At 70.6% G+C, this 23,351-nt stretch carries 23 protein-coding genes, 1 tRNA gene and 1 pseudogene; 14 read left to right on the top strand and 11 right to left on the bottom strand.

Translation table 11 applies throughout. The features are described 5' to 3' along the window. Positions 1 to 76 precede the first annotated feature (76 nt). From acs to ACWD1U_RS24160, 5 genes are all read left to right on the top strand, one after another. Positions 77 to 2,035: an acetate--CoA ligase gene (acs, locus tag ACWD1U_RS24140; protein ID WP_451110411.1), complete on the top strand. Its 1,959-nt coding sequence runs from the start codon at positions 77 to 79 to the stop codon at positions 2,033 to 2,035. Positions 2,036 to 2,237: 202 nt separating this feature from the next. Beyond that, on the top strand, positions 2,238 to 3,674 hold the full coding sequence (gene nhaA, locus ACWD1U_RS24145) for a Na+/H+ antiporter NhaA (RefSeq protein WP_451110412.1): 1,437 nt from the start codon (positions 2,238 to 2,240) through the stop codon (positions 3,672 to 3,674). Between the two features lie 121 nt (positions 3,675 to 3,795). Continuing rightward, positions 3,796 to 4,284: a phage holin family protein gene (locus ACWD1U_RS24150; RefSeq protein WP_451110414.1), complete on the top strand. Its 489-nt coding sequence runs from the start codon at positions 3,796 to 3,798 to the stop codon at positions 4,282 to 4,284. Further along, entirely contained in the window at positions 4,281 to 5,231 is a 951-nt protein-coding gene (locus ACWD1U_RS24155; RefSeq protein WP_451110415.1) for an alpha/beta fold hydrolase, read from the top strand. Before ACWD1U_RS24150 ends, ACWD1U_RS24155 begins: the two co-directional genes overlap by 4 nt. A gap of 185 nt (positions 5,232 to 5,416) precedes the next feature. Then, positions 5,417 to 5,599 carry a hypothetical protein gene (locus ACWD1U_RS24160; protein ID WP_451110417.1) on the top strand — a complete coding sequence of 61 codons (183 nt, stop codon included), beginning with the start codon at positions 5,417 to 5,419 and terminating at the stop codon, positions 5,597 to 5,599. A 50-nt stretch (positions 5,600 to 5,649) separates the two neighbouring features. On the opposite strand, the gene ACWD1U_RS24165 is transcribed toward ACWD1U_RS24160, so the two are convergent. The 3 genes from ACWD1U_RS24165 to nth form a co-directional block, all read right to left on the bottom strand. Further along, entirely contained in the window at positions 5,650 to 6,849 is a 1,200-nt protein-coding gene (locus tag ACWD1U_RS24165; RefSeq protein ID WP_451110419.1) for a MarP family serine protease, read from the bottom strand. Positions 6,850 to 6,862: 13 nt separating this feature from the next. Next, positions 6,863 to 7,558: an NUDIX hydrolase gene (locus tag ACWD1U_RS24170; RefSeq protein ID WP_451110421.1), complete on the bottom strand. Its 696-nt coding sequence runs from the start codon at positions 7,556 to 7,558 to the stop codon at positions 6,863 to 6,865. Between the two features lie 169 nt (positions 7,559 to 7,727). Beyond that, a complete protein-coding gene (gene nth, locus ACWD1U_RS24175; RefSeq protein ID WP_451110422.1) occupies positions 7,728 to 8,852 on the bottom strand; it encodes an endonuclease III in 1,125 nt (374 codons plus the stop codon). A gap of 275 nt (positions 8,853 to 9,127) precedes the next feature. On the opposite strand from nth, the gene ACWD1U_RS24180 reads away from it, so the two are divergent. Both ACWD1U_RS24180 and ACWD1U_RS24185 read left to right on the top strand, forming a co-directional pair. Continuing rightward, a complete protein-coding gene (locus tag ACWD1U_RS24180) occupies positions 9,128 to 9,802 on the top strand; it encodes a Crp/Fnr family transcriptional regulator (RefSeq protein WP_010031945.1) in 675 nt (224 codons plus the stop codon). Between the two features lie 114 nt (positions 9,803 to 9,916). Next, positions 9,917 to 10,736: pseudogene (locus ACWD1U_RS24185) on the top strand (nucleotidyltransferase domain-containing protein). Between the two features lie 12 nt (positions 10,737 to 10,748). Here the strand turns inward: ACWD1U_RS24185 and ACWD1U_RS24190 are convergent. The 4 genes from ACWD1U_RS24190 to ACWD1U_RS24205 form a co-directional block, all read right to left on the bottom strand. Then, positions 10,749 to 11,579 carry an MBL fold metallo-hydrolase gene (locus tag ACWD1U_RS24190; RefSeq protein WP_451110424.1) on the bottom strand — a complete coding sequence of 277 codons (831 nt, stop codon included), beginning with the start codon at positions 11,577 to 11,579 and terminating at the stop codon, positions 10,749 to 10,751. Further along, positions 11,576 to 12,454 (bottom strand): NUDIX hydrolase, encoded by an 879-nt coding sequence (locus tag ACWD1U_RS24195; protein WP_451110426.1) that lies wholly within the window; start codon positions 12,452 to 12,454, stop codon positions 11,576 to 11,578. Before ACWD1U_RS24195 ends, ACWD1U_RS24190 begins: the two co-directional genes overlap by 4 nt. Before the next feature lie 81 nt (positions 12,455 to 12,535). Continuing rightward, complete coding sequence (locus tag ACWD1U_RS24200) at positions 12,536 to 12,997, bottom strand: RidA family protein (RefSeq protein ID WP_451110428.1); 462 nt, start codon at positions 12,995 to 12,997, stop codon at positions 12,536 to 12,538. After that, positions 12,997 to 13,155 carry a DUF4177 domain-containing protein gene (locus ACWD1U_RS24205; protein WP_003991873.1) on the bottom strand — a complete coding sequence of 53 codons (159 nt, stop codon included), beginning with the start codon at positions 13,153 to 13,155 and terminating at the stop codon, positions 12,997 to 12,999. Before ACWD1U_RS24205 ends, ACWD1U_RS24200 begins: the two co-directional genes overlap by 1 nt. A 129-nt stretch (positions 13,156 to 13,284) precedes the next feature. Between ACWD1U_RS24205 and ACWD1U_RS24210 the strand changes: the two genes are divergently transcribed. Next, positions 13,285 to 14,262, top strand: a complete 978-nt coding sequence (locus ACWD1U_RS24210; protein WP_451110430.1) for an ArsA family ATPase — start codon at positions 13,285 to 13,287, stop codon at positions 14,260 to 14,262. 49 nt (positions 14,263 to 14,311) lie between these two features. Next, positions 14,312 to 15,712 (top strand): ArsA family ATPase, encoded by a 1,401-nt coding sequence (locus ACWD1U_RS24215; RefSeq protein ID WP_451110432.1) that lies wholly within the window; start codon positions 14,312 to 14,314, stop codon positions 15,710 to 15,712. Between the two features lie 76 nt (positions 15,713 to 15,788). On the opposite strand, the gene wblA is transcribed toward ACWD1U_RS24215, so the two are convergent. Beyond that, positions 15,789 to 16,127 (bottom strand): transcriptional regulator WblA, encoded by a 339-nt coding sequence (gene wblA / locus ACWD1U_RS24220; RefSeq protein ID WP_451110434.1) that lies wholly within the window; start codon positions 16,125 to 16,127, stop codon positions 15,789 to 15,791. 407 nt (positions 16,128 to 16,534) lie between these two features. On the opposite strand from wblA, the gene ACWD1U_RS24225 reads away from it, so the two are divergent. Next, entirely contained in the window at positions 16,535 to 18,841 is a 2,307-nt protein-coding gene (locus tag ACWD1U_RS24225) for a transglycosylase domain-containing protein (RefSeq protein WP_451110436.1), read from the top strand. Positions 18,842 to 18,920: 79 nt separating this feature from the next. Here the strand turns inward: ACWD1U_RS24225 and ACWD1U_RS24230 are convergent, their stop codons facing one another. Both ACWD1U_RS24230 and ACWD1U_RS24235 read right to left on the bottom strand, forming a co-directional pair. Then, a complete protein-coding gene (locus tag ACWD1U_RS24230; protein ID WP_451110438.1) occupies positions 18,921 to 19,385 on the bottom strand; it encodes a GatB/YqeY domain-containing protein in 465 nt (154 codons plus the stop codon). A 74-nt stretch (positions 19,386 to 19,459) separates the two neighbouring features. Beyond that, entirely contained in the window at positions 19,460 to 19,612 is a 153-nt protein-coding gene (locus tag ACWD1U_RS24235) for a hypothetical protein (RefSeq protein ID WP_451110439.1), read from the bottom strand. Between the two features lie 20 nt (positions 19,613 to 19,632). On the opposite strand from ACWD1U_RS24235, the gene ACWD1U_RS24240 reads away from it, so the two are divergent. From ACWD1U_RS24240 to ACWD1U_RS24250, 3 genes are all read left to right on the top strand, one after another. Further along, positions 19,633 to 20,559 (top strand): metallophosphoesterase, encoded by a 927-nt coding sequence (locus ACWD1U_RS24240; protein ID WP_451110441.1) that lies wholly within the window; start codon positions 19,633 to 19,635, stop codon positions 20,557 to 20,559. 239 nt (positions 20,560 to 20,798) lie between these two features. Continuing rightward, positions 20,799 to 21,584 carry a Pr6Pr family membrane protein gene (locus tag ACWD1U_RS24245; protein WP_451110443.1) on the top strand — a complete coding sequence of 262 codons (786 nt, stop codon included), beginning with the start codon at positions 20,799 to 20,801 and terminating at the stop codon, positions 21,582 to 21,584. Between the two features lie 32 nt (positions 21,585 to 21,616). Next, positions 21,617 to 21,690, top strand: a tRNA-Pro gene (locus ACWD1U_RS24250). A gap of 331 nt (positions 21,691 to 22,021) precedes the next feature. Here ACWD1U_RS24250 and ACWD1U_RS24255 read toward each other — a convergent pair. After that, positions 22,022 to 22,819: an SDR family NAD(P)-dependent oxidoreductase gene (locus tag ACWD1U_RS24255; protein WP_451110445.1), complete on the bottom strand. Its 798-nt coding sequence runs from the start codon at positions 22,817 to 22,819 to the stop codon at positions 22,022 to 22,024. A 59-nt stretch (positions 22,820 to 22,878) separates the two neighbouring features. Between ACWD1U_RS24255 and ACWD1U_RS24260 the strand changes: the two genes are divergently transcribed. Further along, the gene (locus ACWD1U_RS24260; RefSeq protein WP_451110447.1) at positions 22,879 to 23,259 is read left to right on the top strand and encodes a MerR family transcriptional regulator; all 381 of its coding nucleotides are present in this window, start codon (positions 22,879 to 22,881) and stop codon (positions 23,257 to 23,259) included. The last annotated feature ends 92 nt before the right edge of the window (positions 23,260 to 23,351 follow it).

Raw genomic sequence — 23,351 nt, forward strand, 5'->3', positions numbered from 1 at the left:
CAACGGACACCCTGGGAAAGGCAGATGCCGTGAGCAATGAAAGCCTGGCCAACCTCCTGAGCAAGGAGATGGGACAGTGAGCGAGAGTCCTTCCCTCTCCAACCTGCTGAAGGAGGAGCGACGCTTCGCGCCGCCCGCTGACCTGGCCGCGAACGCCAATGTCACGGCGGAGGCGTATGAACAGGCCAAGGCTGACAGGCTCGGCTTCTGGGCCGAGCAGGCCCGTCGGCTGACCTGGGCCAAGGAGCCCACCGAGACCCTCGACTGGTCGAACCCGCCGTTCGCCAAGTGGTTCAAGGACGGCGAACTCAACGTCGCCTACAACTGCGTCGACCGGCATGTGGAGGCCGGGCACGGCGACCGCGTCGCCATCCACTTCGAGGGCGAGCCCGGCGACAGCCGCGCCCTCACCTACGCCGAGCTCAAGGACGAGGTGTCCAAGGCCGCCAACGCCCTGCTGGAGCTGGGAGTCCAGGCCGGGGACCGGGTCGCGGTCTACATGCCGATGATCCCCGAGACGGCGATCGCGATGCTGGCCTGCGCGCGGATCGGTGCCGCCCACTCGGTCGTCTTCGGCGGCTTCTCCTCGGACGCGCTCGCCACCCGCATCCAGGACGCCGACGCCCGTGTGGTGATCACCTCCGACGGCGGCTACCGGCGCGGCAAGCCGTCCGCGCTGAAGCCGGCCGTGGACGAGGCCGTCGAGAAGGCGGGCAACGTCGAGCACGTCCTGGTCGTGCGCCGCACGGGCCAGGAGGTCGCCTTCGCCGAGGGCCGCGACGTGTGGTGGCACGACCTCGTCGGGCGGCAGAGCGCGGAGCACGCGCCGCAGGCGTTCAACGCCGAGCACCCGCTGTTCATCCTCTACACCTCGGGCACCACCGGTAAGCCGAAGGGCATCCTGCACACCTCCGGCGGCTACCTCACCCAGACCGCCTACACCCACCACGCCGTCTTCGACCTCAAGCCGGAGACCGACGTCTACTGGTGCACCGCCGACGTCGGCTGGGTCACCGGCCACTCGTACATCGTCTACGGCCCGCTCGCCAACGGCGCGACGCAGGTCATGTACGAGGGCACGCCCGACACCCCGCACCAGGGCCGCTTCTGGGAGATCGTCCAGAAGTACGGCGTGACGATCCTCTACACCGCGCCGACCGCGATCCGTACGTTCATGAAGTGGGGCGACGACATCCCCGCCAAGTTCGACCTGTCCAGCCTGCGCGTGCTGGGCTCGGTGGGCGAACCGATCAACCCCGAGGCGTGGATCTGGTACCGCAAGAACATCGGCGGCGACCGCACCCCGATCGTCGACACCTGGTGGCAGACCGAGACCGGCGCGATGATGATCACCCCGCTGCCGGGCGTGACCGCGACCAAGCCGGGCTCCGCGCAGACGCCGCTGCCCGGCATCTCCGCCACGGTCGTCGACGACGAGGCCAATGAGGTGCCCGACGGCGGTGGCGGCTACCTGGTCCTGACCGAGCCGTGGCCGTCGATGCTGCGCACCATCTGGGGCGACGACCAGCGGTTCATCGACACGTACTGGTCGCGCTTCGAGGGCAAGTACTTCGCCGGTGACGGCGCCAAGAAGGACGACGACGGCGACATCTGGCTGCTCGGCCGGGTCGACGACGTCATGCTCGTCTCCGGGCACAACATCTCCACCACCGAGGTCGAGTCCGCTCTCGTCTCCCACCCGTCGGTCGCCGAGGCGGCCGTGGTCGGCGCGGCGGACGAGACGACGGGGCAGGCGATCGTCGCGTTCGTGATCCTGCGCGGCACGGCCTCCGAGACCGAGACCCTGGTCGACGAGCTGCGCGCCCACGTCGGCAACGCCCTCGGCCCGATCGCCAAGCCCAAGCGGGTCCTGCCCGTGGCCGAGCTGCCCAAGACGCGTTCCGGCAAGATCATGCGCCGCCTGCTGCGGGACGTCGCCGAGAACCGCCAGCTCGGTGACGTCACCACGCTGACGGACTCCACAGTCATGGACCTCATCCAGGCGAAGCTGCCCGCCGCGCCCAGCGAGGACTGATCACGGCACAGGCATAGCGCAGCGGACGAGGGGGCACCCGGCGGTCGGCACGCCGAGTGCCCCCTCGGCACACCCGGTGATGATCACCGGGGTGCGTTCGGCCACATGTTTACCTAGACTAAGAAAAACAACTGCTTCATGGTGCGCCGGGAAGTCTGGTCGGCATGTGCTCAGTCCTGCCCACCGACCGGAGGTCTCCCACGTGCCCGCCCCCCGCCCCTCCACGCCCCGCAAGGTCCTCGACCGGCTTTCCCTTCCTGAGCGGACCTACGTGGCGGACGCGCTGCGTACCGAGACCGTAGGCGGGGTGCTGCTGCTCGCCGCCGCGGTCACCGCGCTGCTCTGGGCGAACATCCCCGCGCTGCGCGAGAGCTACGAGAGCGTCTCCCACTTCCACCTGGGCCCCGCCGCCCTCGGCCTGGACCTGTCGGTCGCGCACTGGGCCGCCGACGGGCTGCTCGCGATCTTCTTCTTCGTCGCCGGCATCGAGCTCAAGCGCGAGCTCGTCGCGGGGGATCTGCGCGACCCCAAGGCCGCCGCGCTGCCGGTCGCCGCCGCGCTGTGCGGGATGGCCGTACCGGCGCTCGTCTACGTCGTCACCAACGTCACCGGCGGCGGTTCCCTGGCCGGCTGGGCCGTGCCCACCGCGACCGACATCGCCTTCGCGCTGGCCGTGCTCGCGGTCATCGGCACGTCACTGCCGAGTGCGCTGCGGGCCTTCCTGCTCACGCTCGCCGTCGTCGACGACCTCTTCGCGATCCTGATCATCGCGGTGTTCTTCACCGACCAACTGAACTTCGCCGCGCTCGGCGGCGCCGTCGTGGGTCTGGCCGTCTTCTGGCTGCTGCTGCGCAAGGGCGTACGCGGCTGGTACGTGTACGTGCCGCTCGCGCTGGTCGTCTGGGCGCTGATGTACAACAGCGGCATCCACGCCACCATCGCCGGTGTCGCCATGGGCCTCATGCTGCGCTGCCACCGCCACGAGGGCGAGGCCCACTCCCCCGGCGAACACATCGAGCACCTCGTACGGCCCCTGTCGGCGGGGCTGGCCGTGCCACTGTTCGCGCTGTTCAGCGCGGGTGTCTCCGTCTCCGGCGGCGCGCTCGTCGACGTGTTCACCAAGCCGGAGACCCTCGGTGTCGTCCTCGGGCTGGTGCTCGGCAAGACGTTCGGCATCTTCGGCGGGACGTGGCTGACGGCCCGTTTCACCAAGGCCTCGCTCAGCGACGATCTCGCCTGGGGGGACGTGCTCGCGGTGTCGAGTCTCGCCGGCATCGGCTTCACCGTCTCGCTGCTCATCGGCGAACTCGCCTTCGAGGGCGACCAGACGATGACCGGCGAGGTCAAGGCCGCCGTGCTGCTGGGCTCGCTCATCGCCGCGACACTCGCGACGGTCCTGCTGAAGATACGCAACGCCAAGTACCGCCGGCTGTGGGAGAACGAGGAGCGGGACGAGGACGCCGACGGCATCCCGGACGTCTACGAGGAGGACGATCCGGCGTACCACCTGCGGCTGGCCGACGTCTACGACCGCAAGGCCGCCGAACACCGCCGGATCGCCCGGGAGAAGGCAGACGCGCGGCAGGGGCTTGCCGAAGTACCGGGCGGGGCAGGCGAGGACCACGACCGTCGGGCATGATCTGACGAGACGGTACAAAAGACGGGACCGTGACGCAGTCAGGCCGTACACAGTGGGACGACTGTGGCGGGTCAGGCAGAGGCAGCGGAAATCGGACCGTACGCAGAAGAGGGAGACCGCGATGAGCGCACCCGACGGCAGCCCGGTCGGCGCCGAACGCAGCATCGGCCAGCTGTTCGCCTCGGCGACGGCGGAAATGTCGGCGCTGGTGCACGACGAGATCGCGCTGGCGAAGGCGCAGCTCAAGCAGGACGTCAAGCGCGGTGCGACCAGCGGCGGCGCCTTCTCGTTGGCCGGCGCGGTGCTGGTGTTCTCGCTGCCGATGCTGAACTTCGCGCTGGCGTACGGCATCCGCACCTGGACGGACTGGAACCTCGCGGTCTGCTTCCTGCTGTCCTTCGCGGCGAACGTGCTGGTCGCGCTGGTCCTCGCGCTGATCGGCGTGGTCTTCGCGAAGAAGGCGAAGAAGGGCAAGGGCCCGCAGAAGGTCGCCGCGTCGATGAAGCAGAGCGCGGTCGTCCTGCAGAAGGCGAAGCCGCACCCGCGTCCCGAGCTCGCGCAGGACCGGGTGCCCGAGGCCATCGAGGCTGTGGCACGCTCGTCGTCATGACGGACCCAGCCCCTCCTCCCGCACAACCGGCTTCGGCCGTCCTGCTCGACGTCCCCGGCGGGAGGCAGGTGAGCCACCGCGACGTCGCCGCCAACGGCGCCCGTTTCCACATCGCGGAGCTGGGCGACGGGCCGCTGGTGCTGCTGCTGCACGGCTTCCCGCAGTTCTGGTGGACGTGGCGGCACCAGCTGGTGGCGCTCGCCGACGCGGGCTTCAGGGCCGTGGCCATGGACCTGCGGGGCGTCGGGGGCAGCGACCGCACGCCGCGCGGCTACGACCCCGCCAACCTCGCGCTCGACGTCACCGGCGTCATCCGCTCCCTCGGCGAGCCGGACGCCGCGCTGGTCGGCCACGACCTGGGCGGCTACCTCGCCTGGACGGCCGCCACGATGCGCCCCAAGCTGGTGCGGCGGCTGGCGGTGGCGTCCATGCCGCATCCGCGGCGCTGGCGCTCGGCCATGCTGAGAGACGTCAAGCAGACCCGCGCCGGTTCACACATCTGGGGGTTCCAGCGGCCCTGGATCCCGGAGCGGCAGCTCACCGCCGACGACGGGGCGCTCGTGGCCGAGCTGATCCAGGACTGGTCCGGCCCGCGCCCGCCGGAGGACGAGGCGCTGGAGAACTACCGCCGGGCCATGTGCATCCCCTCCGCCGCGCACTGCGCGGTCGAGCCGTACCGCTGGATGGTGCGCTCCCTGGCCCGCCCGGACGGCATCCAGTTCAACCGCCGGATGAAGCGGCCCGTGCGGGTGCCGACGCTCCATCTGCACGGCTCGCTCGACCCCGTGATGCGCACGCGCAGCGCGGCCGGATCCGGCGAGTACGTCGAAGCCCCGTACCGCTGGCGCCTGTTCGACGGTCTCGGCCACTTCCCGCACGAGGAGGACCCGGTCGCGTTCTCCTCGGAGCTCATCAACTGGCTGCGGGATCCCGAACCCGATCGGTGACCGGGGTTCCCGAAGCGACCGGTGACCGGACCCGCGAATCTCCCGATCACATCGGTGACCGCCCGACCCCGCCCCGCGTCCGCACCTGAACACTTGTCCTACGAACGGCCACTTGCCCGGCGCATAGGCCAATTGGACGCCCCGGGGGCGGTTATGGACCATGAGGCGGGGGCACACGTCGGGGTATGGGCTGGACGCACGACTACAGTGACGCAACCCGCAATCGCCGCTCGGCGAGCGGTACGAACCCCCACCGGCGAAGCGGTGCACCGCAGATGGCGACCGCCGACCCCAGGGTGGGTATCCCGCGCATCCTCCGCCGCCGGGCCCGCTGGGTCTCCGTGCGTCTGCGCCCCACACGCGACTGAGGCGCCACTCGCGCGAGTGACGCCCCGGCCGGCTCGCTTCAGGGCCGCCCCTAGAGGGCGCAGCTGTCGCTGTCCACCTGCTGGTTGGCGGTGCGCCCCTGGGTGATGTCCTCCTGGATCTCGTCCACGGTCAGCGCGTATCCCGTCTCGGCGTCGTCGAGGGACTTGGCGAAGACCACGCCGTAGACCTTGCCCTCGGGCGTGAGCAGCGGGCCGCCGGAGTTGCCTTGGCGGACGGTCGCGAAGAGGGAGTAGACGTCGCGGCGGACCGTGCCGCGGTGGTAGATGTCCGGGCCGTTGGCCGTGATGCGGCCTCGCACGCGCGCGGCCCGCACGTCGTACGCCCCGTTCTCCGGGAAGCCCGCGACGATCGCGCCGTCGCCGCTGCTCGCGTCCTTCTCGGTGAACCGCAGCACGGGCGCCTTGAGATCCGGCACGTCCAGGACGGCGATGTCGCGCCGCCAGTCGTAGAGCACGACCTCGGCGTCGTACTTCCGGCCCTCGCCGCCTATCTGCACGGTCGGCTCGTCGACGCCGCCCACCACGTGCGCGTTGGTCATGACCCGGCGGTCGGCGAAGACGAAGCCGGTGCCCTCCAGGACCTTGCCGCAGCTCGGGGCGGTGCCCATCACCTTGACGATGGAACGCTGGGCGCGGGTGGCCACCGGGTTGTTCGCCAGGGCCGGGTCCGGGGGCTGGACGTCGGTGATCGGCTCGTTCGAGAACGGACTGAAGACCTGCGGGAAGCCGTTCTGCGCGAGGACCGAGGAGAAGTCCGCGAACCACGTGGCAGCCTGTTCGGGCAGCGCCTGGGAGACGCCCAGCAGCACCTTGGAGTTGCGGACCTCCTTGCCGAGCGTCGGCAGCGTGGTGCCCGCGAGGGCGGAGCCGATCAGCCAGGCGACCAGGAGCATCGCCACGACGTTGACCAGGGCGCCGCCGGTGGCGTCGAGGGCCCGGGCCGGAGTCCAGGTGATGTGCCGGCGCAGCTTGTTGCCGAGGTGGGTGGTGAGGGCCTGGCCGACGGAGGCGCAGACGATGACGACGACGACCGCGACGACGGCGGCGGTCGTGCTCACCTCCGCGTTGTCCGTCAGCGCGTCCCAGATGACCGGCAGCACGTAGACCGCGACGAGGCCGCCGCCCAGGAAGCCGATCACCGACAGGATGCCGACGACGAACCCTTGGCGGTACCCCACGACCGCGAACCACACAGCGGCGACCAGCAGCAAGATGTCCAGCACGTTCACGGAGGCCACCCTGTCATGCGCGCCAGTCGAGCGGGACCTGCTTCTCGCGGTCCCAGGGCCGCTCCCAGCCCGCGAAGTGCAGCAGCCGGTCGATGATTCCGGCCGTGAAACCCCAGACAAGGGCCGATTCGACCAGAAATGCCGGACCTCGGTGGCCCCTGGGGTGGACGGCGGTGGCCCGGTTGGCGGGATCCGTGAGATCCGCCACGGGGACGGTGAAGACCCTGGCGGTCTCGTTCGGATCGACCACCCCCACCGGGCTGGGCTCGCGCCACCAGCCCAGCACCGGTGTGACGACGAAGCCGCTGACCGGGATGTACAGCCGGGGCAGGACGCCGAAGAGCTGCACGCCCGAGGGGTCGAGGCCGGTCTCCTCCTCCGCCTCGCGCAGAGCGGCCCGCAGCGGGCCGTCGCCGCGCGGGTCGCCGTCCTCGGGGTCGAGGGCGCCGCCCGGGAAGGAGGGCTGGCCGGCATGCGAGCGCAGGGAGTGCGCGCGCTCCATGAGCAGCAGCTCCGGTCCGCGCTCGCCCTCACCGAAGAGGATCAGCACGGCGGACTGCCGCCCGGCGCCGTCCTCCGGCGGCAGGAAGCGGCTCAGCTGCCGCGGCCGGACCGTCTCCATGGCGCGCACCACCGGGTCCAGCCAGCCGGGCAGCCCCTCCTTGCTCACCGTCACCGGCCCGCCCTGTGTGTCGCTCGCCCGCGTCATCGCAACCCCCGTCGTCCTGCCGCTTCCAACGCCCGGCGACCGCGAGATCGTTCCGCGAACGGCCGCGATCCACTGATCGGGGAGCTCGCCCGGAGGCCCAGACGGGCGCACGAGCCACGCGAGCGCGCCCCCGGGCCCTCCAAGGTCCGCGGCGGTTCCGGAGCGCAGCTCATCCGGCCCCCAGCGGTGGCGCCGGTTTGCCGCCCGCGTCCAGATACGCCTGCGGGGGCCTCAGGCGCTGGCCCGGGAAGCCGCCCTTCTCGTACTTGAGAAGCTTCTTCGCCTTCTCCGGGTCGGTCTCTCCCTCGCCGTACGCCGGGCACAGCGGGGCGATCGGGCAGGCGCCGCACGCGGGCTTGCGGGCATGGCAGATGCGGCGGCCGTGCCAGATCACGTGGTGCGAGAGGTCCGTCCAGTCGCTCTTCGGGAACAGCGCGCCGATGGCGGCCTCGATCTTGTCCGGGTCCGTCTCGGCGGTCCACTGCCAGCGCCGCACCAGGCGCTGGAAGTGCGTGTCGACGGTGATGCCGGGGCGCCCGAAGGCGTTGCCGAGCACGACGAAGGCGGTCTTACGGCCGACGCCGGGCAGCTTGACGAGGTCCTCCAGCCGGCCGGGCACCTCGCCGCCGAAGTCCTCCGTCAGGGCCTTCGACAGCCCTATCACCGACTTCGTCTTGGCCCGGAAGAAGCCGCACGGGCGGAGGATCTCCTCCACCTCCTCCGGGTTGGCGGCGGCGAGGTCCTCGGGGGTGGGGTACTTGGCGAACAGCGCCGGGGTCGTCTGGTTGACGCGCAGGTCGGTGGTCTGCGCGGAGAGCACCGTGGCGACGACGAGTTGGAAGGGGTTGTCGAAGTCCAGCTCGGGGTGGGCGTACGGATAGACCTCGGCGAGCTCGCGGTTGATCCGGCGGGCCCGGCGGACCAGGGCCGTACGCGATTCGTCGCTCGGCGGGCGGACGACGGTCTTGGCAGGGGCGGTGCCCTTCAGCCGGGCGGTGGCCTTCTTGGGCGCGACCGTGACCTTCTTGACCGCCGGGGCCTTCTTCACAGCCGGTGTCTTCTTCACAGCCGGCGTCTTCTTCGCTGCCGTCGCCTTCTTCGCGGCACGGGCCTTGTCCGCTGCCGTGGAGGCGACCTTCTTCGCAGGAGCCGCCTTCTTCGCGGATGCCTTCCCACTCCCCGTCCCCGCCTTCTTGGCAGGCGCCTTCCCGGCCGGCGTCGACCTGCTTGGAGGCGCCGCCCCCTCTGCCGCTTTCGCCGTATTCCTACCGCCATCGGGGCTCTGTTCGCCCACAGCGGAATCGCGACGTACAACCACCCGCGCAGCCCCCTCGGCCTGTGCTCTCACCGGCGATTTGGACACCCGGCCAGCCTAAGGCCCGGCGCCGACATCCGCCCCGGCCCCTGAAGATCGGCGCCCAATCGGACCCCTGCCGCGTACCCCGGGACACCTGTACGGCATCCTTGTGACAGATCACACTGTTTGGACTGTCCGGCAAAATGGGCACCACAGTGCCTTGATACAAGGGGGATCAAGGTCCCCTGAGCAGGTCGACAAGGAGAGAACTCGTGGACGACGTTCTGCGGCGCAATCCGCTCTTCGCGGCGCTCGATGACGAGCAGGCCGCGGAGCTCCGCGCCTCCATGAGTGAGGTGACCCTCGCCCGCGGTGACTCGCTGTTCCACGAAGGCGACCCGGGTGACCGCCTGTACGTGGTCACGGAGGGCAAGGTCAAGCTCCACCGCACGTCCCCCGACGGCCGCGAGAACATGCTGGCCGTGGTCGGCCCCGGCGAGCTGATCGGCGAGCTGTCGCTGTTCGACCCGGGCCCGCGCACCGCGACCGCCACGGCGCTGACCGAGGTGAAGCTGCTCGGCCTCGGCCACGGCGACCTCCAGCCCTGGCTGAACGCCCGCCCCGAGGTGGCCACGGCGCTTCTGCGTGCCGTCGCGCGCCGGCTGCGCAAGACCAACGACGCGATGTCCGACCTCGTCTTCTCGGATGTCCCGGGCCGTGTCGCCCGCGCCCTGCTGGACCTGTCGCGCCGGTTCGGCGTGCAGTCCGAGGAGGGCATCCACGTCGTCCACGACCTCACGCAGGAGGAGCTGGCCCAGCTGGTCGGCGCCTCCCGGGAGACGGTCAACAAGGCCCTGGCGGACTTCGCCCAGCGCGGCTGGCTCCGCCTGGAGGCCCGCGCGGTGATCCTCCTGGACGTCGAACGCCTCGCCAAGCGCTCGCGCTGACACGCGCCCGTCCGTCCGTCATCGGGCCCTTTCCCTTCACGGGACGGGGCCCGACATCGTCAAGGGACCCGAAAACCAGCCCCCCAGGGGCCCTGCTCGCGCCACAGTGACCGCATGACCGGCAGCACTGTCCACCGCCCGGGACTCGACGCGCAGGGCTTCTTCACCCGGGAGGGCTCCCTCGCGCGCGTGCCCCACACGTTCCGCCCGGTCGTCTCCGCGGCGCGGGACCGGCTGGCCGACGTGTTCGGGCCCCGGCTGCACAGCGCGTACCTCTACGGGTCGATACCGCGCGGCACCGCGCGTGCGGGCCGCAGCGATCTGGACCTGCTGCTCGCCCTGCACGAGGAGCCGACCGGGGCGGACCGGGACGCCGCCCGGGCGCTCGGCGCGGCACTGGACGAGGAGTTCGATTAGATCGACGGGCACGGCACCCTGCTGTTCAGCCGGGCGCGGCTGCTGAGCGACCTGGAGAGGTACGACCTGGGGTGGTTCGTCGCCTGCCTGTGCACACCGCTGCTGGGCAGGACCTGGCCACCTGCCTGCCGCGTTACCGCCCCGACACGGTGCTGGCCCGCGAGACCAACGGCGACCTGGCCCTGCTCCTCCCGCTCTGGCGCCGGCGGATCGCCGAGGCGGACGACACGGAGGAGGCCCGCCGGCCCCTGGTCCGCTTCATGTCCCGGCATCTGGTCCGTGCGGGCTTCACGCTCGTCATGCCCCGCTGGAACGGCTGGACCAGCGACCTGCGTGAGATGGCCGAGTCTTCGCCGGGTACTACCCCGAGCGCGCCGAGCAGATGCGGTCCGCGGCCGACTTGGGGCGGGAGCCGACCGGCGACACGGCCGTACTCGCGTCGTACGCCGACGATCTCGGGCCCTGGCTCGCCGGGGAGTACGCGCGCGTGCACGGCAGCAAGGCGCCGCGGCCCTGAACGGCCCCGGGTCTAGATGAGACCGTGCTCCTCCAGGTAGTCCAGTTGCGCCCGGACCGACAGTTCCGCCGCCGGCCACAGGGAGCGGTCCACGTCCGCGTAGACGTGGGCGACGACCTCGGCCGGGGTGCGGTGACCGTCCTCCACGGCCGTTTCCACCTGGGCGAGGCGGGTGGCGCGGTGGGCGAGGTAGTACTCGACGGCGCCCTGGGCGTCCTCCAGGACCGGGCCGTGGCCCGGCAGGACGGTGCGGACGCCGTCGTCGACCGTGAGGGACCTGAGGCGGCGCAGGGAGTCCAGGTAGTCGCCGAGGCGGCCGTCGGGGTGGGCCACGACCGTCGTGCCGCGGCCGAGGATCGTGTCGCCGGTGAGGACGGCCCGGTCCGCCGGGAGGTGGAAGGAGAGGGAGTCGGCGGTGTGGCCGGGGGTCGGCACGACCCGCAGTTCGAGGCCGCCGGTGGTGATCACGTCTCCAGCGGCCAGCCCCTCGTCGCCCAGCCGCAGTGCCGGATCGAGGGCACGCACGCGCGTGCCGGTCAGGTCGGCGAACCGGGCGGCGCCCTCCGCGTGGTCGGGGTGGCCGTGAGTGAGCAGGGTGAGGGCGACGCGCTTGCCGGCCTGTTCGGCGATGGCGACGACCCGGCGCAGGTGCCCGTCGTCCAGCGGGCCCGGGTCGACCACGACGGCGAGGTCCGAGTCCGGCTCGGAGAGGATCCAGGTGTTCGTGCCGTCCAGGGTCATCACCGACGGGTTGGGGGCCAGGACGTTGACGGCCCGCGGGGTGGCGGGCCCCGAGAGGACCCCGCCACGCGGCTGGCCGGGAAGGGCTGCTGCGTCCGTCATGTGGTGGCTCCACCGGTCGGGGCGGTCGGGATGTGCTTGGTGAACTCTTCGTGGCCCGGCCAGGAGAGCACGATCTCGCCGTCCACCAGGCGGGCGGTGGCCAGGACGGGCGTGAGGTCCCGTCCCGGGGCGGCCGCGAGCGCCTGGGAGGCGCTCTCGTACGCCGTCAGCCGGCGCAGGGTCGCGATGGTCGGCGGCATCATCAGCAGCTCGCCCTTGTCGTAGCCGGCCGCCGCCTCGCGCGGGGAGATCCACACCGCGCGGTCGGCCTCCGTGGAGGCGTTGCGCGTGCGCTGCCCCTCGGGAAGGGCGGCCACGAAGAACCAGGTGTCGTAGCGGCGGGCCTCGAACTCGGGGGTGATCCAGCGGGTCCAGGCGCCGAGCAGGTCGGAGCGCAGGACCAGGCCGCGGCGGTCCAGGAACTCCGCGAAGGACAGGTCCCGGTCTACCAGGGCGGCCCGGTCGGCCTCCCAGTCGGCGCAGGTGGTGTCGCCGACGACCGAGTCGGGCGCCGGACCGGCGAGCAGCACCCCCGCCTCCTCGTACGTCTCCCGTACGGCCGCGCAGACGATCGCCTGGGCCGCCGTCTCGTCGACGCCGAGCCGGTCCGCCCACCACGCGCGCGTGGGGCCGGCCCAGCGGACGTGGTGGTCGTCGTCGCGCGGATCGACACCGCCGCCGGGATAGGCGTACGCGCCTCCGGCGAAGGCCATGGAGGCGCGTCTGCGCAGCATGTGGACGGCGGGGCCGCTGCCGGTGTCCTTCAGGAGCATGACGGTCGCCGCGCGCTTCGGGGTCACCGGGGTGAGGGTGCCGGCCGCGAGTGCGCGGATGCGGTCCGGCCACTCCGGGGGGTACCACTGACCGTTCGCCATGGGCGCGAGGCTATCCCGTGACGGGCGGATGTTCGAGTGACCCCGGGGAAGGATTCCGCAGCTGGGGCCGCGGAAAGGGCCCTACGCGAGTTCCACCTGGATCTCGACCTCCACGGGCGCGTCCAGCGGCAGCACCGCCACGCCCACCGCGCTGCGCGCGTGCACGCCCTTGTCGCCGAGGACCTCGCCGAGCAGCTCGCTGGCACCGTTGAGCACCGCCGGCTGGCCGGTGAAGTCCGGGGCCGAGGCCACGAAACCGACGACCTTCACCACTCGGGCGACGCGGTCCAGGTCACCGGCGACGGACTTGACGGCGGCCAGGGCGTTCAGCGCACACGTGCGTGCCAGCTCCTTGGCCTCCTCCGGGGTGACCTCCGCACCGACCTTGCCGGTGACCGGAAGCTTGCCGTCCACCATCGGGAGCTGCCCGGCGGTGTAGACGTACGGGCCGGACTGCACGGCCGGCTGGTACGCGGCGAGCGGCGGGACCACGTCGGGCAGGCTCAGGCCGAGCTCGGCCAGCTTTGCCTCGACGGCGCCCACTACTGCTTCTCCCGCTTCAGGTAGGCCACGAGCTGCTCGGGGTTGTTCGGCCCGGGCACGACCTGGACGAGCTCCCAGCCGTCCTCGCCCCAGGTGTCCAGAATCTGCTTCGTGGCGTGGACGAGCAGCGGCACGGTTGCGTATTCCCACTTGGTCATGCGGCCGACTCTAGCCGCTGCCGGACAGGGGTCACGCGGCGGCCGCGGCCACCGTCACCGGCCGACCCCGGCCACGGTTGTCCACAGCCTCCCGCGTAGCCCGGGCGCGGACTGGTTAGGCTCGAATACGTGAGCAGGCTCCAGGTCGTCAGCGGCAAGGGCGGTACCGGCAAGACCACGGTGGCCGCCGCCCTAGCGCTGGCCCTCGCCACGGAGGGGAAGCGGACGCTTCTCGTCGAGGTCGAGGGCCGGCAGGGCATCGCGCAGCTCTTCGAGACCGAAGCGCTGCCTTATGAGGAGCGGAAGATCGCCGTCGCTCCCGGGGGCGGGGAGGTGTACGCACTGGCCATCGACCCCGAACAGGCCCTTCTGGACTACCTCCAGATGTTCTACAAACTGGGCAGCGCCGGACGGGCCCTCAAGAAGCTCGGCGCGATCGACTTCGCCACCACCATCGCGCCCGGTCTGAGGGACGTCCTCCTGACCGGCAAGGCGTGCGAGGCGGTGCGGCGCAAGGAGCGCAGCGGGCGCTTCACGTACGACCACGTCGTCATGGACGCCCCGCCGACCGGGCGCATCACGCGCTTCCTGAACGTCAACGACGAGGTCGCGGGGCTGGCCAAGATCGGCCCGATACACAATCAGGCCCAGGCGGTGATGCGGGTGCTGAAGTCGCCGGGGACGGCGGTTCACCTGGTGACGCTGCTGGAGGAGATGCCCGTCCAGGAGACCGCGGACGGCATCACCGAGCTGCGCTCGGCCCGGCTGCCCGTGGGGCGGATCATCGTGAACATGGTGCGGCCGGAGGTGTTGGACGCGGCCGACCTGGAACTCGTACGGACGGCCCCGCGTTCCACTGTCGCGCGGTCGCTGTCGTCCGCCGGGCTCGGCGGGGCGCGGCGCGGGGGGCACGCCGAGCGGCTGGTGGACCCCTTGCTCACGCAGGCCGAGGAGTACGCCGAGCGGTACACGCTGGAGCACGAGCAGCGTGCGGTCCTCGCCGAGCTGGGCCTGCCGCTGCACGAACTGCCGCTGTTCGCCGAGGGCATGGACCTGGCGGGGCTGTACGAGTTGGCCCGCGAGCTGCGCGAGCAGGGCGTGTCATGAGCCGGGGCACACAGGCAAGGTCGGTCCCGAGTCGGAAGCAGGGGATGTCATGAGTCGTCCGGACCCGGCCCACCCGCACGATCCGGCCCGTCACCGCCTGCCCCCCTCGCGTCTGCTCGACATCGATCCGCTGCTGCAGGACCCGAAGACGCGGATCGTGGTCTGCTGCGGCTCGGGCGGGGTCGGCAAGACCACGACCGCGGCGGCCCTCGGCCTGCGCGCGGCCGAGCGGGGCCGCAAGGTCGTCGTCCTCACCATCGACCCGGCCCGCCGGCTCGCCCAGTCCATGGGCATCGACTCCCTCGACAACACCCCGCGCCGGGTGAAGGGCATCGACGACTCCGCGGGCGGCGAACTGCACGCGATGATGCTCGACATGAAGCGGACCTTCGACGAGATCGTCGAGGCGCACGCGGATCCCGAGCGGGCGGCCGCGATCCTGGGCAACCCCTTCTACCAGTCGCTCTCGGCGGGCTTCGCGGGCACGCAGGAGTACATGGCGATGGAGAAGCTCGGGCAGCTGCGGGCCCGTGACGAGTGGGACCTGATCGTCGTCGACACCCCGCCGTCCCGCTCGGCGCTGGACTTCCTGGACGCGCCCAAGCGGCTCGGGTCGTTCCTGGACGGGCGACTGATCCGGCTGCTGACCGCACCGGCGAAGCTGGGCGGCCGCGCCGGCATGAAGTTCCTGAACGTCGGGATGTCGATGATGACCGGCACCCTCGGCAAGCTGCTCGGCGGTCAGCTCCTCAAGGACGTCCAGACGTTCGTGTCCGCGATGGACACGACGTTCGGCGGCTTCCGCACCCGCGCGGACGCGACGTACAAGCTGCTCCAGGCGCCCGGGACGGCGTTCCTCGTGGTCGCGGCCCCGGAGCGGGACGCGCTGCGCGAGGCCGCCTACTTCGTGGAACGCCTGGCCGCGGAGGACATGCCGCTCGCCGGTCTGGTGCTCAACCGGGTGCACCGCAGCGGCGCCGACGGGCTGTCGGCCGAGCGGGCCCTCGCCGCGGCGGAAAATCTTGAAGAGCCCCGCATTGTGGATCAGGACGGCGGGAAAGCAGTACTTCGTAACTCCCCCGACACAGACGACAGTTCAGACTCTCCCACGTCCGGAACACCAGCTCATGCCGCTGCCCCGGCTTCCGACGGTGGCTCCCCCGCCGAGGACACCGCGCACGCCGAGCGGTCCGTCGACCAGCTCACGGCAGGCCTGCTGAGGCTCCACGCCGACCGTATGCAGCTGCTCTCCCGTGAGCAGCGCACGCGTGACCGCTTCACCGCGCTCCACCCCGAGGTGGCCGTGACCGAAGTGGCCGCGCTGCCCGGCGATGTGCACGACCTCGCGGGACTGCGCGACATCGGCGACCGGCTCGCGACCAACGGGCACGAGCTGCCCCACCCGGTCGGGACACCCGGGACGGGATCCGCGCCGGAGGCCAGTGCCTGAGGGCTGCCGGCTGCCCGGCGATGGCGAAGGGCCCGAGCAGGGCCCTCGACCCCCGGAGCTCCCCGGTGGGAACTCCTCAGCTCACCGCCGCGTAGTTCTCGTAGACCTCGTCGTCGTCGAGAGGCACGACACCGCACCCCCGCTCGTACTCCGTACGCGCCGTCTCCAGCAGCCGGCGCCAGGAGGTCACGGTGGGACGCCTGCGCAGCAGTGCGCGGCGCTCCCGCTCCGTCATTCCTCCCCACACGCCGAACTCGACGCGGTTGTCCAGCGCGTCGGCCAGGCACTCCGTGCGCACCGGGCATCCGGTACACACCGCCTTGGCCCTGTTCTGCGCCGCTCCTTGAACGAACAGTTCATCCGGATCGGTAGTGCGGCAGGCCGCCTGCGCACTCCAGTCGACTACCCAGCCCATACCGGCGCCGTCCTCTCCCGAATCGAGGCTCCCCCACGGCGGCAGCGGCATATGCACCGCCGCCAGTTGAGGACGTTACGGAAGGTGGGCACAGCGCAACACCCCCTTCGGGCCCAATCTTGAATGGCCCGAACGGACTATGGGTAAGCGGCAGATCACCCGGGGGAGTGAGGTGGCGACATACGCAACCTTCCCGTCAAACCGGGACAGTTCAGTTGCGCTACAACGGACGCCGCGTGACACACAAGGCGGATTCGGACACTGCCCCACCAAAAAAGTCGGGGACGCCCGGAACGCTTCGGGGTCGCCGGACGTATTGATACGTGGCCTCACTGTTGTGACAGTCGAGAGCAGCTTAGGCCAAGGCATATACGCCTGTCCGGCGAATGAGAACGTAGGCTGCCCTCATGCCAAAGAAGCGCTCGGGCGGTGGTCTGTCTCCCACGCAGCAGGCCGCGAAGTTCCTCGGTGTCAGTGTCCTCGCGGGAGCCGTGCTGGCCGGCATCGCGCTGCCCGCGGTGGGCGCGCTGGGGCTGGCGGCGAAGGGATCGGTCGAGAGCTTCGACGAACTCCCGGCCAACATGAAGACCCCGCCGCTGAGTCAGCGCACCACGATCCTCGACGCCGAGGGCGGCCAGATCGCCACGGTGTACTCGCGCGACCGCACGGTGGTCCCCCTCAAGGACATCTCGCCGTACATGCAGAAGGCGATCGTCGCGATCGAGGACTCGCGCTTCTACCAGCACGGCGCGGTCGACCTGAAGGGCGTCCTGCGCGCCCTCAACAAGAACGCGCGGACCGGCGAAGTCTCCGAAGGCGCCTCGACCCTGACGCAGCAGTACGTGAAGAACGTCTTCGTCGAGGAGGCCGGCGACGACCCGACGAAGGTCGCGCAGGCCACCCAGCAGACCATCGGCCGCAAGATCCGCGAGCTCAAGTACGCGATCCAGGTCGAGGAGGAGCTCGGGAAGAAGAAGATCCTCGAGAACTACCTGAACATCACCTTCTTCGGCCAGCAGGCCTACGGCGTCGAGGCCGCGGCCCAGCGCTACTTCTCCAAGTCCGCCAAGGACCTGAACATCCAGGAGGCGGCCCTCCTCGCCGGCATCGTCCAGTCGCCCAGCCGGTACGACCCGGTCAACGACGAGGCGGAGGCCACCAAGCGGCGCAACATCGTGCTGCGGCGCATGGCCGACGTCGGCGACATCTCCCGGGCGCAGGCCGCGGAGGCGATGAAGGCGCCGCTGGGCCTGAAGGTCAGCAAGCCCAAGAACGGTTGCATCACGGCGACCAAGGGCGCGGGCTTCTTCTGCGATTACGTGCGCGAGGTCTTCCTGAACGACCCGGTCTTCGGCAAGACCAAGGAGCAGCGCGCGACGATCTGGAACCAGGGCGGCCTCACCGTCCGCACCACCATGGACCCCCAGGCCCAGAACGCGGCACAGACGTCCATCAAGGACCACGTCTACAAGAGCGACGAGGTGGCCACCGCCGCCACCATCGTCCAGCCCGGCACCGGCAAGATCCTCGCCATGGGCCAGTCGCGTCCGTACGGCGTCGACATCAAGAAGGGCGAGACGACCCTCAACCTGTCCGTCGACGGCGACATGGGCGGCGGCATGGGCTACCAGCCCGGTTCGACGTTCAAGCCGATCGTGGCCGCCGCGGCCCTCGAGGACGGCATGCCGGCGAACAAGGTGTACTCCTCGCCGTACCAGATGGCGTACCCGAGCCCGGTCGCGGAATGTGACGGCAAGCAGTGGGTGAACGACCGGGACAACCCGGCCAGGCTCGAGAACGAGAACGAGTCGGAGGTCGGCCCGTACGACATGAAGGAAGCGACCGCCAAGTCGGTCAACACCTACTACGTGCAGATGATCAGCGACATCGGTATCTGCCCGGTCACGACGATGGCGAAGAAGATGGGCGTCGAGCGGGCCGACGGCCGCAAGATGGACCAGGCTCCGTCCATCGCCCTCGGCACCCAGGAGATGTCCCCGCTGACCATGGCCAACGCGTACGCGGCCTTCGCCTCGCGCGGCATGTACTGCACGCCGGTCGCCATCGAGTCGGTCAGCCAGCGGGTCGGTGACAAGACGAAGTCGCTCGCGGTTCCGAAGTCGACCTGCTCGCGGGCCATGTCGGAGAAGACCGCAGACACGATCAACGCGCTGCTGAAGGGCGTCGTCGAGGACGGCACGGGTTCGAAGGCGGGCCTCGGCAGCCGCCCCAGCGCCGGCAAGACCGGTACGACGGACGAGCGCTACGCGGCCTGGTTCGTGGGCTACACCCCGAACATGGCCGGCGCGGTGTGGGTCGGCGACCCGGCGCACGAGCGGAAGATGGTGAACATCACCATCGGCGGCCGGGGGCACAGCAAGGTCTTCGGTGGGGAGGTTCCCGGTCCGATCTGGCGCGACATGATGTCCGGTGCGCTGGAGGGCAAGCCGGTCGAGAACTTCAACGACGTCCACATCCCCAGCGGCATCGACCGTGACCGCGGCGACGGCAACGGCAACGGCAACGGCAACGAGGACGACCGCGACGAGGGGGACAACGGTGGTGGCGACGGCTTCATCGGCGGTCTGGTCGGCGGCAACGACGGCGGCGGGGGCGGCGCCCCCTTCCCGACACCTTCCTTCTCCGTCCCGGAGGGCTTCTTCCGGGGGCAGGGCAACGGGGGCGGAAACGGCAACGGCGGGCGGTCCGGCTGAACCGCCGGTGTGACCGAACGGGGGCGGCCCCCTCCTGCCCGTACAGGCAGGAGGGGGCCGCCCCCGTTTGCTGAGGAGGTCAGCCGGCCAGCAGCTTCTTCACGACGGCGGCGACGCGGCCGCCCTCGGCCTGCCCGGCCACCTTCGGGTTCACGATCTTCATGACCGCGCCCATGGCCCGCGGCCCCTCCGCACCGGCCGCCTTGGCCTCCTCGACGGCCTGGGCCACGATCTGCTGGAGTTCCGCGTCGGACAGCTGCTTGGGCAGGTAGCCGGCGAGCACCTCGCCCTCCGCCTTCTCCCGCTCGGCCTGCTCGGCACGACCACCCTGCGCGAAGGCCTCGGCCGCCTCACGCCGCTTCTTCGCCTCCCGCGTGATCACCTTCTGGACCTCGTCGTCGGAGAGCTCGCGCTTCTCCTTGCCCGCGACCTCCTCCTTGGTGATCGCGGCGAGCGTCAGCCGGAGCGTCGAGGAGCGGAGCTCGTCGCGCTCCTTGATCGCGGCGTTGAGGTCTTCCTGCAGCTTCGACTTGAGCGTGGTCATGGCGTCGATTGTCGCAGGTGCGGAAGGGAAGACGCCCCTCGATTTGCGGGGCGGTCGTTCATCGGCTCCCGCCCTCAGCCGAAGAGGACGAGGAAGAACTGGCACCTGACCGGGTGGATGAGCGACCGGTCGTGACCGACGCCGGTGGCCTCGTCGGCCCGGAAGGCGTTCCTGAAGGGCCGGTGCGCCAGGGGCTTCGGGCACCGCCGGGGGCGGACCACCGGCACGGTCTGACACGATGGGTCGTATGCGCGCGCGATACGGAGTCCCCATGGGAATAGCGGCGGCCGGCGCCGCCGGTCTGTTGTACGCCGCGGGCTTCGAAGCCCGCTCCTTCCGCCTCCGCCGGGTGACGGTCCCGGTCCTGCCCGCAGGGATACGCCCCCTGCGCGTGCTTCAGGTCTCCGACATCCACATGGTCGGCGGCCAGCGCAAGAAGCAACGCTGGCTGCGCTCCCTGGCCGGCCTGCGCCCCGACTTCGTGATCAACACGGGCGACAACCTGTCCGACCCGGAGGGCGTCCCGGAGGTCCTGGACGCGCTCGGCCCCCTGATGGAGTTCCCGGGCGCGTACGTCTTCGGCTCCAACGACTACTACGGCCCCAAGCTGCGCAATCCGGCCCGCTACCTGATGGAGAAGGCCCAGGGCCGCCACGGCCTGAACGGCAACCCGCCGGCCGAGGGCGTGGTGCACAACCCGTGGGAGGACCTGCGGGACGGTTTCGACGCGGCGGGCTGGCTCAACCTGACCAACACGCGCGGCACGCTCAAGATCGAAGGCGTCTCGGTGGAGTTCACGGGCCTGGACGACCCGCACATCAAGAGGGACCGCTACGAGCAGGTGGCCGGCGGCCCGTCCGACACCGCGGACTTCTCGATGGGCGTCGTCCACGCCCCGTACCTGCGCACCCTGGACGCCTTCGCGGCCGACGCCTACCCCCTGATCCTGGCCGGCCACACGCACGGCGGCCAGCTGTGCGTCCCCTTCTACGGCGCCCTGGTCACCAACTGCGACCTGGACACGGAGCGGGTGAAGGGCCTGTCCACACACACATCGAAGGGCCGTACGTCGTACCTGCACGTGTCGGCGGGATGCGGGACGAACCGCTACACCCCGGTACGGTTCGCATGCCCGCCGGAGGCCACGTTGCTGACGCTGGTGGGGCGGGAGTAGGCGAGGCCGGCGGCTCCGGCCGCTCACAGACGGGTCTCAGCGGGATCTGAGCCGGGTCGACGGGGGCAACGAGCCGGGCGGGCGGGGGTAACCAGCCGAGCCGACGGGGGTAACCAGCCGGGTCGACGGGGGCAACGAGCCGGACGGGTGGGCGGGGCTAACCAGCCGGGTGGGCGGGGGTAACCCACACAGCCCGGCCCGGATCGCCCCCTATGTCCGCTTCTGTCAGCGTAGGGGGCATGACAGCCCCGATACCCAGGGACATCCCGGAGCTCCCCGCGATTCCGGGCAAGCCCGCGCTGAAGCCGTCCCCCGTCCCCGCCGCGGCCGTCGTCACCCCGGTCCGCCGCCCCACGGCCACGGTCTTCCGTCTGCTGATCGCCCTCACGGCGGCCGCCGGCGTGACGCTCGAGCTGCTCCTCGGCGACCCGTCCCGGGTACTGGGCCACTTCGCGGTCCAGAGCAACATCCTGCTGGCCCTGGTCATGACCCTGTCGGCCCGCCGTGCGTGGACGGCCAGCCGCCCACTGCCGGGTGCCCTGGTGGGCGCGACGCTGCTCTACGTCGTGATCGCGGCAGCGGTGCACCACCTGCTCATGGCGAACGAGGCCAGCCCCTTCTCCCTCATGGGCGGGGCCGCGGCACCGACGGGCTGGCAGGCCCTCGCCCACGGCGCACTTCACATCGCGACCCCGATCGCAGCGGTACTGGACTGGCTCCTGCTCACGGCCCCCGGCCTCCTGCACCTGCGCCAGGCCGGCACATGGCTCCTCTACCCCCTCACCTACCTGGCCTTCTCCCTGGCCAGAGGCGAACTGCTCCTCCCGGGCACCCCCGACCGCTACCTCTACCCCTTCCTGAACGTCGACCAGGACGGCTACAAGCGCGCCCTCGGCAACGCTTGCCTGCTGGGCCTGTCCTTCTACGCCCTGGCCGTCCTCCTGGTGGCCCTGGACCACACCCGCCCGAACCCCATCCGCCACCGCGGGAAAACCGGATTTCGTCTCCAGCCACCGGTGGGCTAAAGTAAACGTCGTCGCCGCGACAGCAGCGACATCGGGGTGTAGCGCAGCTTGGCAGCGCGCTTCGTTCGGGACGAAGAGGTCGTGGGTTCAAATCCCGCCACCCCGACAGTGAAACACCAGGTCAGGAACCTACTCACCGTGAGTGGGTTCCTGACCTGTTTCGTTTGCGTGTCTATCTGCGTGACTAAAGGTTGTCCCGTTATTGGCTCTGGGGACGTCGGGGCGGTGGGGAGACGTGGGGGCCGGCCGGTCAGGCGGTACGGGCGCGGTTGTGGAGGCGGGCGACGCCGAGTATGTCGGTGGCGACGCCGTCGCCGTGCAGCATTGATGTCCCCCTGCGACCGGCTGAGGGGACCGCAGGGGGACAGATTGTGGTCTGCATACGTTCGCTTCGGCGCAGCGGAGTCGATCCGGGGCCGCCTACCGCGCGGGGTCGGTCATTCGCCGAGGCCCTGGCCAAACCCGCCGTCCACCGGCAGTTCCACACCAGTGGTGAAGGTGGCCTCGACAGCCAGATACAGCGCGGCGGCGGCGATCTCCTCCACGGTGCCTCCTCGGCCCATCGGCGTGGAGGCGTTGCCCTGTTCGACGAACTCGGCGCGTTGCTCGTCGGTCAGTTCGGCGACGCCCATGGTGGGGGTGAGGATGAACCCGGGGGCGATCGCGTTGACGCGGATCTTGCGGGGGAGCAGCTCGGCGGCGAGCACTTTGGTGAAGGCGGCGACGGCCTCCTTGGCCCCGGAGTAGGCGCTGAGACCGGGGAAGATCTGGTCGTTGGAGACGGTGGTGAACACGACCGAGCCGCCCTCAGACACCAGCGGCGCCAGCCGCTGGACGGTGAAGAAGGCGCCCTTGGCGTTGACGTCGAAGATGCGGTCCCACGATTCCTCGGTGACCTCTTCGAGCGTCTGGAACTCGGCGATGCCCTGGTTGACGAACAGGTAGTCGATGTGGCCGAGACGGTCGGCGACCTGATCTCCGAGGGCGGCGATGGCGATGGTGTCAGTGGCGTCGGAGCGCACCGGGTGGGCCAGTGGGGTGTCGAGCGCCGCTTGGGCCTCGGCGAGTCGCTGGTCACTGCGCCCGGTGTACATCACCTCGGCGCCGCGGTCGGTTAAGGCCCGGACGATGGCCCGGCCCATACCGATGGTCCCGCCGGTGACCACGGCCTTCTTACCCGCCAGGGCCTTCGGATCGATGGTGGGAGATTCCTGGGTGCTGTGAGTCGTTGCCATGGCGGCTAAGCTAAACCTTGACATTGATGTCAGAGTCAAACTTCTGTGCCGGGAGTCACATGTTCATCGGCGAGCTGTCGAGGCGGACCGGCGTCAGCACCAGGAGCCTTCGGTACTACGAGCAGCAAGGGCTGCTGCGACCGCAGCGGCGAGCCAGCGGCTACCGCGAGTTCGACGAGTCCGATGTGGCCACCGTGCGCCGGGTGCGGATCCTGCTTGCGGCCGGGCTGAATACCGACCTGATCCGGGAGGTGCTGCCCTGCATGGCCGACGAGGGAGCCATCCTGGCGCCAACATGCGAGGAAATGGCCCAGGACCTCAAGCACGAACGCGAGCGCCTGAGCCGCTCCATCGAACAGCTCCAAGCCGCCCATGCCATGCTCGGCTCGATCATCCACGCAGGCGAAGCGATCACCGCCCGAGTCGGCCGCAACGAATAGGGACGCGACTCCACAGCGGACGCCTCCACAACCTCGCCGGCACCATCTGACCGACCCCGACGCCTCCGGCGTTGCCTCGCGCTGCCGCCCAA

The sequence above is a fragment of the Streptomyces sp. NPDC002788 genome (assembly GCF_053592115.1).

Bases quoted from the DNA above. Each gene is read 5' to 3' on its own strand.
- ACWD1U_RS24245 (WP_451110443.1), top strand. From the start codon at position 20,799: ATGACAGCCCCGATACCCAGGGACATCCCGGAGCTCCCCGCGATTCCG.
- ACWD1U_RS24230 (WP_451110438.1), bottom strand. From the start codon at position 19,385: ATGACCACGCTCAAGTCGAAGCTGCAGGAAGACCTCAACGCCGCGATC.
- ACWD1U_RS24240 (WP_451110441.1), top strand. From the start codon at position 19,633: ATGCGCGCGCGATACGGAGTCCCCATGGGAATAGCGGCGGCCGGCGCC.
- ACWD1U_RS24260 (WP_451110447.1), top strand. From the start codon at position 22,879: ATGTTCATCGGCGAGCTGTCGAGGCGGACCGGCGTCAGCACCAGGAGC.
- ACWD1U_RS24195 (WP_451110426.1), bottom strand. From the start codon at position 12,454: ATGGCGAACGGTCAGTGGTACCCCCCGGAGTGGCCGGACCGCATCCGC.
- ACWD1U_RS24255 (WP_451110445.1), bottom strand. From the start codon at position 22,819: ATGGCAACGACTCACAGCACCCAGGAATCTCCCACCATCGATCCGAAG.
- ACWD1U_RS24205 (WP_003991873.1), bottom strand. From the start codon at position 13,155: ATGACCAAGTGGGAATACGCAACCGTGCCGCTGCTCGTCCACGCCACG.
- ACWD1U_RS24225 (WP_451110436.1), top strand. From the start codon at position 16,535: ATGCCAAAGAAGCGCTCGGGCGGTGGTCTGTCTCCCACGCAGCAGGCC.
- ACWD1U_RS24190 (WP_451110424.1), bottom strand. From the start codon at position 11,579: ATGACGGACGCAGCAGCCCTTCCCGGCCAGCCGCGTGGCGGGGTCCTC.
- ACWD1U_RS24215 (WP_451110432.1), top strand. From the start codon at position 14,312: ATGAGTCGTCCGGACCCGGCCCACCCGCACGATCCGGCCCGTCACCGC.
- wblA (WP_451110434.1), bottom strand. From the start codon at position 16,127: ATGGGCTGGGTAGTCGACTGGAGTGCGCAGGCGGCCTGCCGCACTACC.
- ACWD1U_RS24170 (WP_451110421.1), bottom strand. From the start codon at position 7,558: ATGACGCGGGCGAGCGACACACAGGGCGGGCCGGTGACGGTGAGCAAG.
- ACWD1U_RS24160 (WP_451110417.1), top strand. From the start codon at position 5,417: ATGGGCTGGACGCACGACTACAGTGACGCAACCCGCAATCGCCGCTCG.
- ACWD1U_RS24155 (WP_451110415.1), top strand. From the start codon at position 4,281: ATGACGGACCCAGCCCCTCCTCCCGCACAACCGGCTTCGGCCGTCCTG.
- ACWD1U_RS24150 (WP_451110414.1), top strand. From the start codon at position 3,796: ATGAGCGCACCCGACGGCAGCCCGGTCGGCGCCGAACGCAGCATCGGC.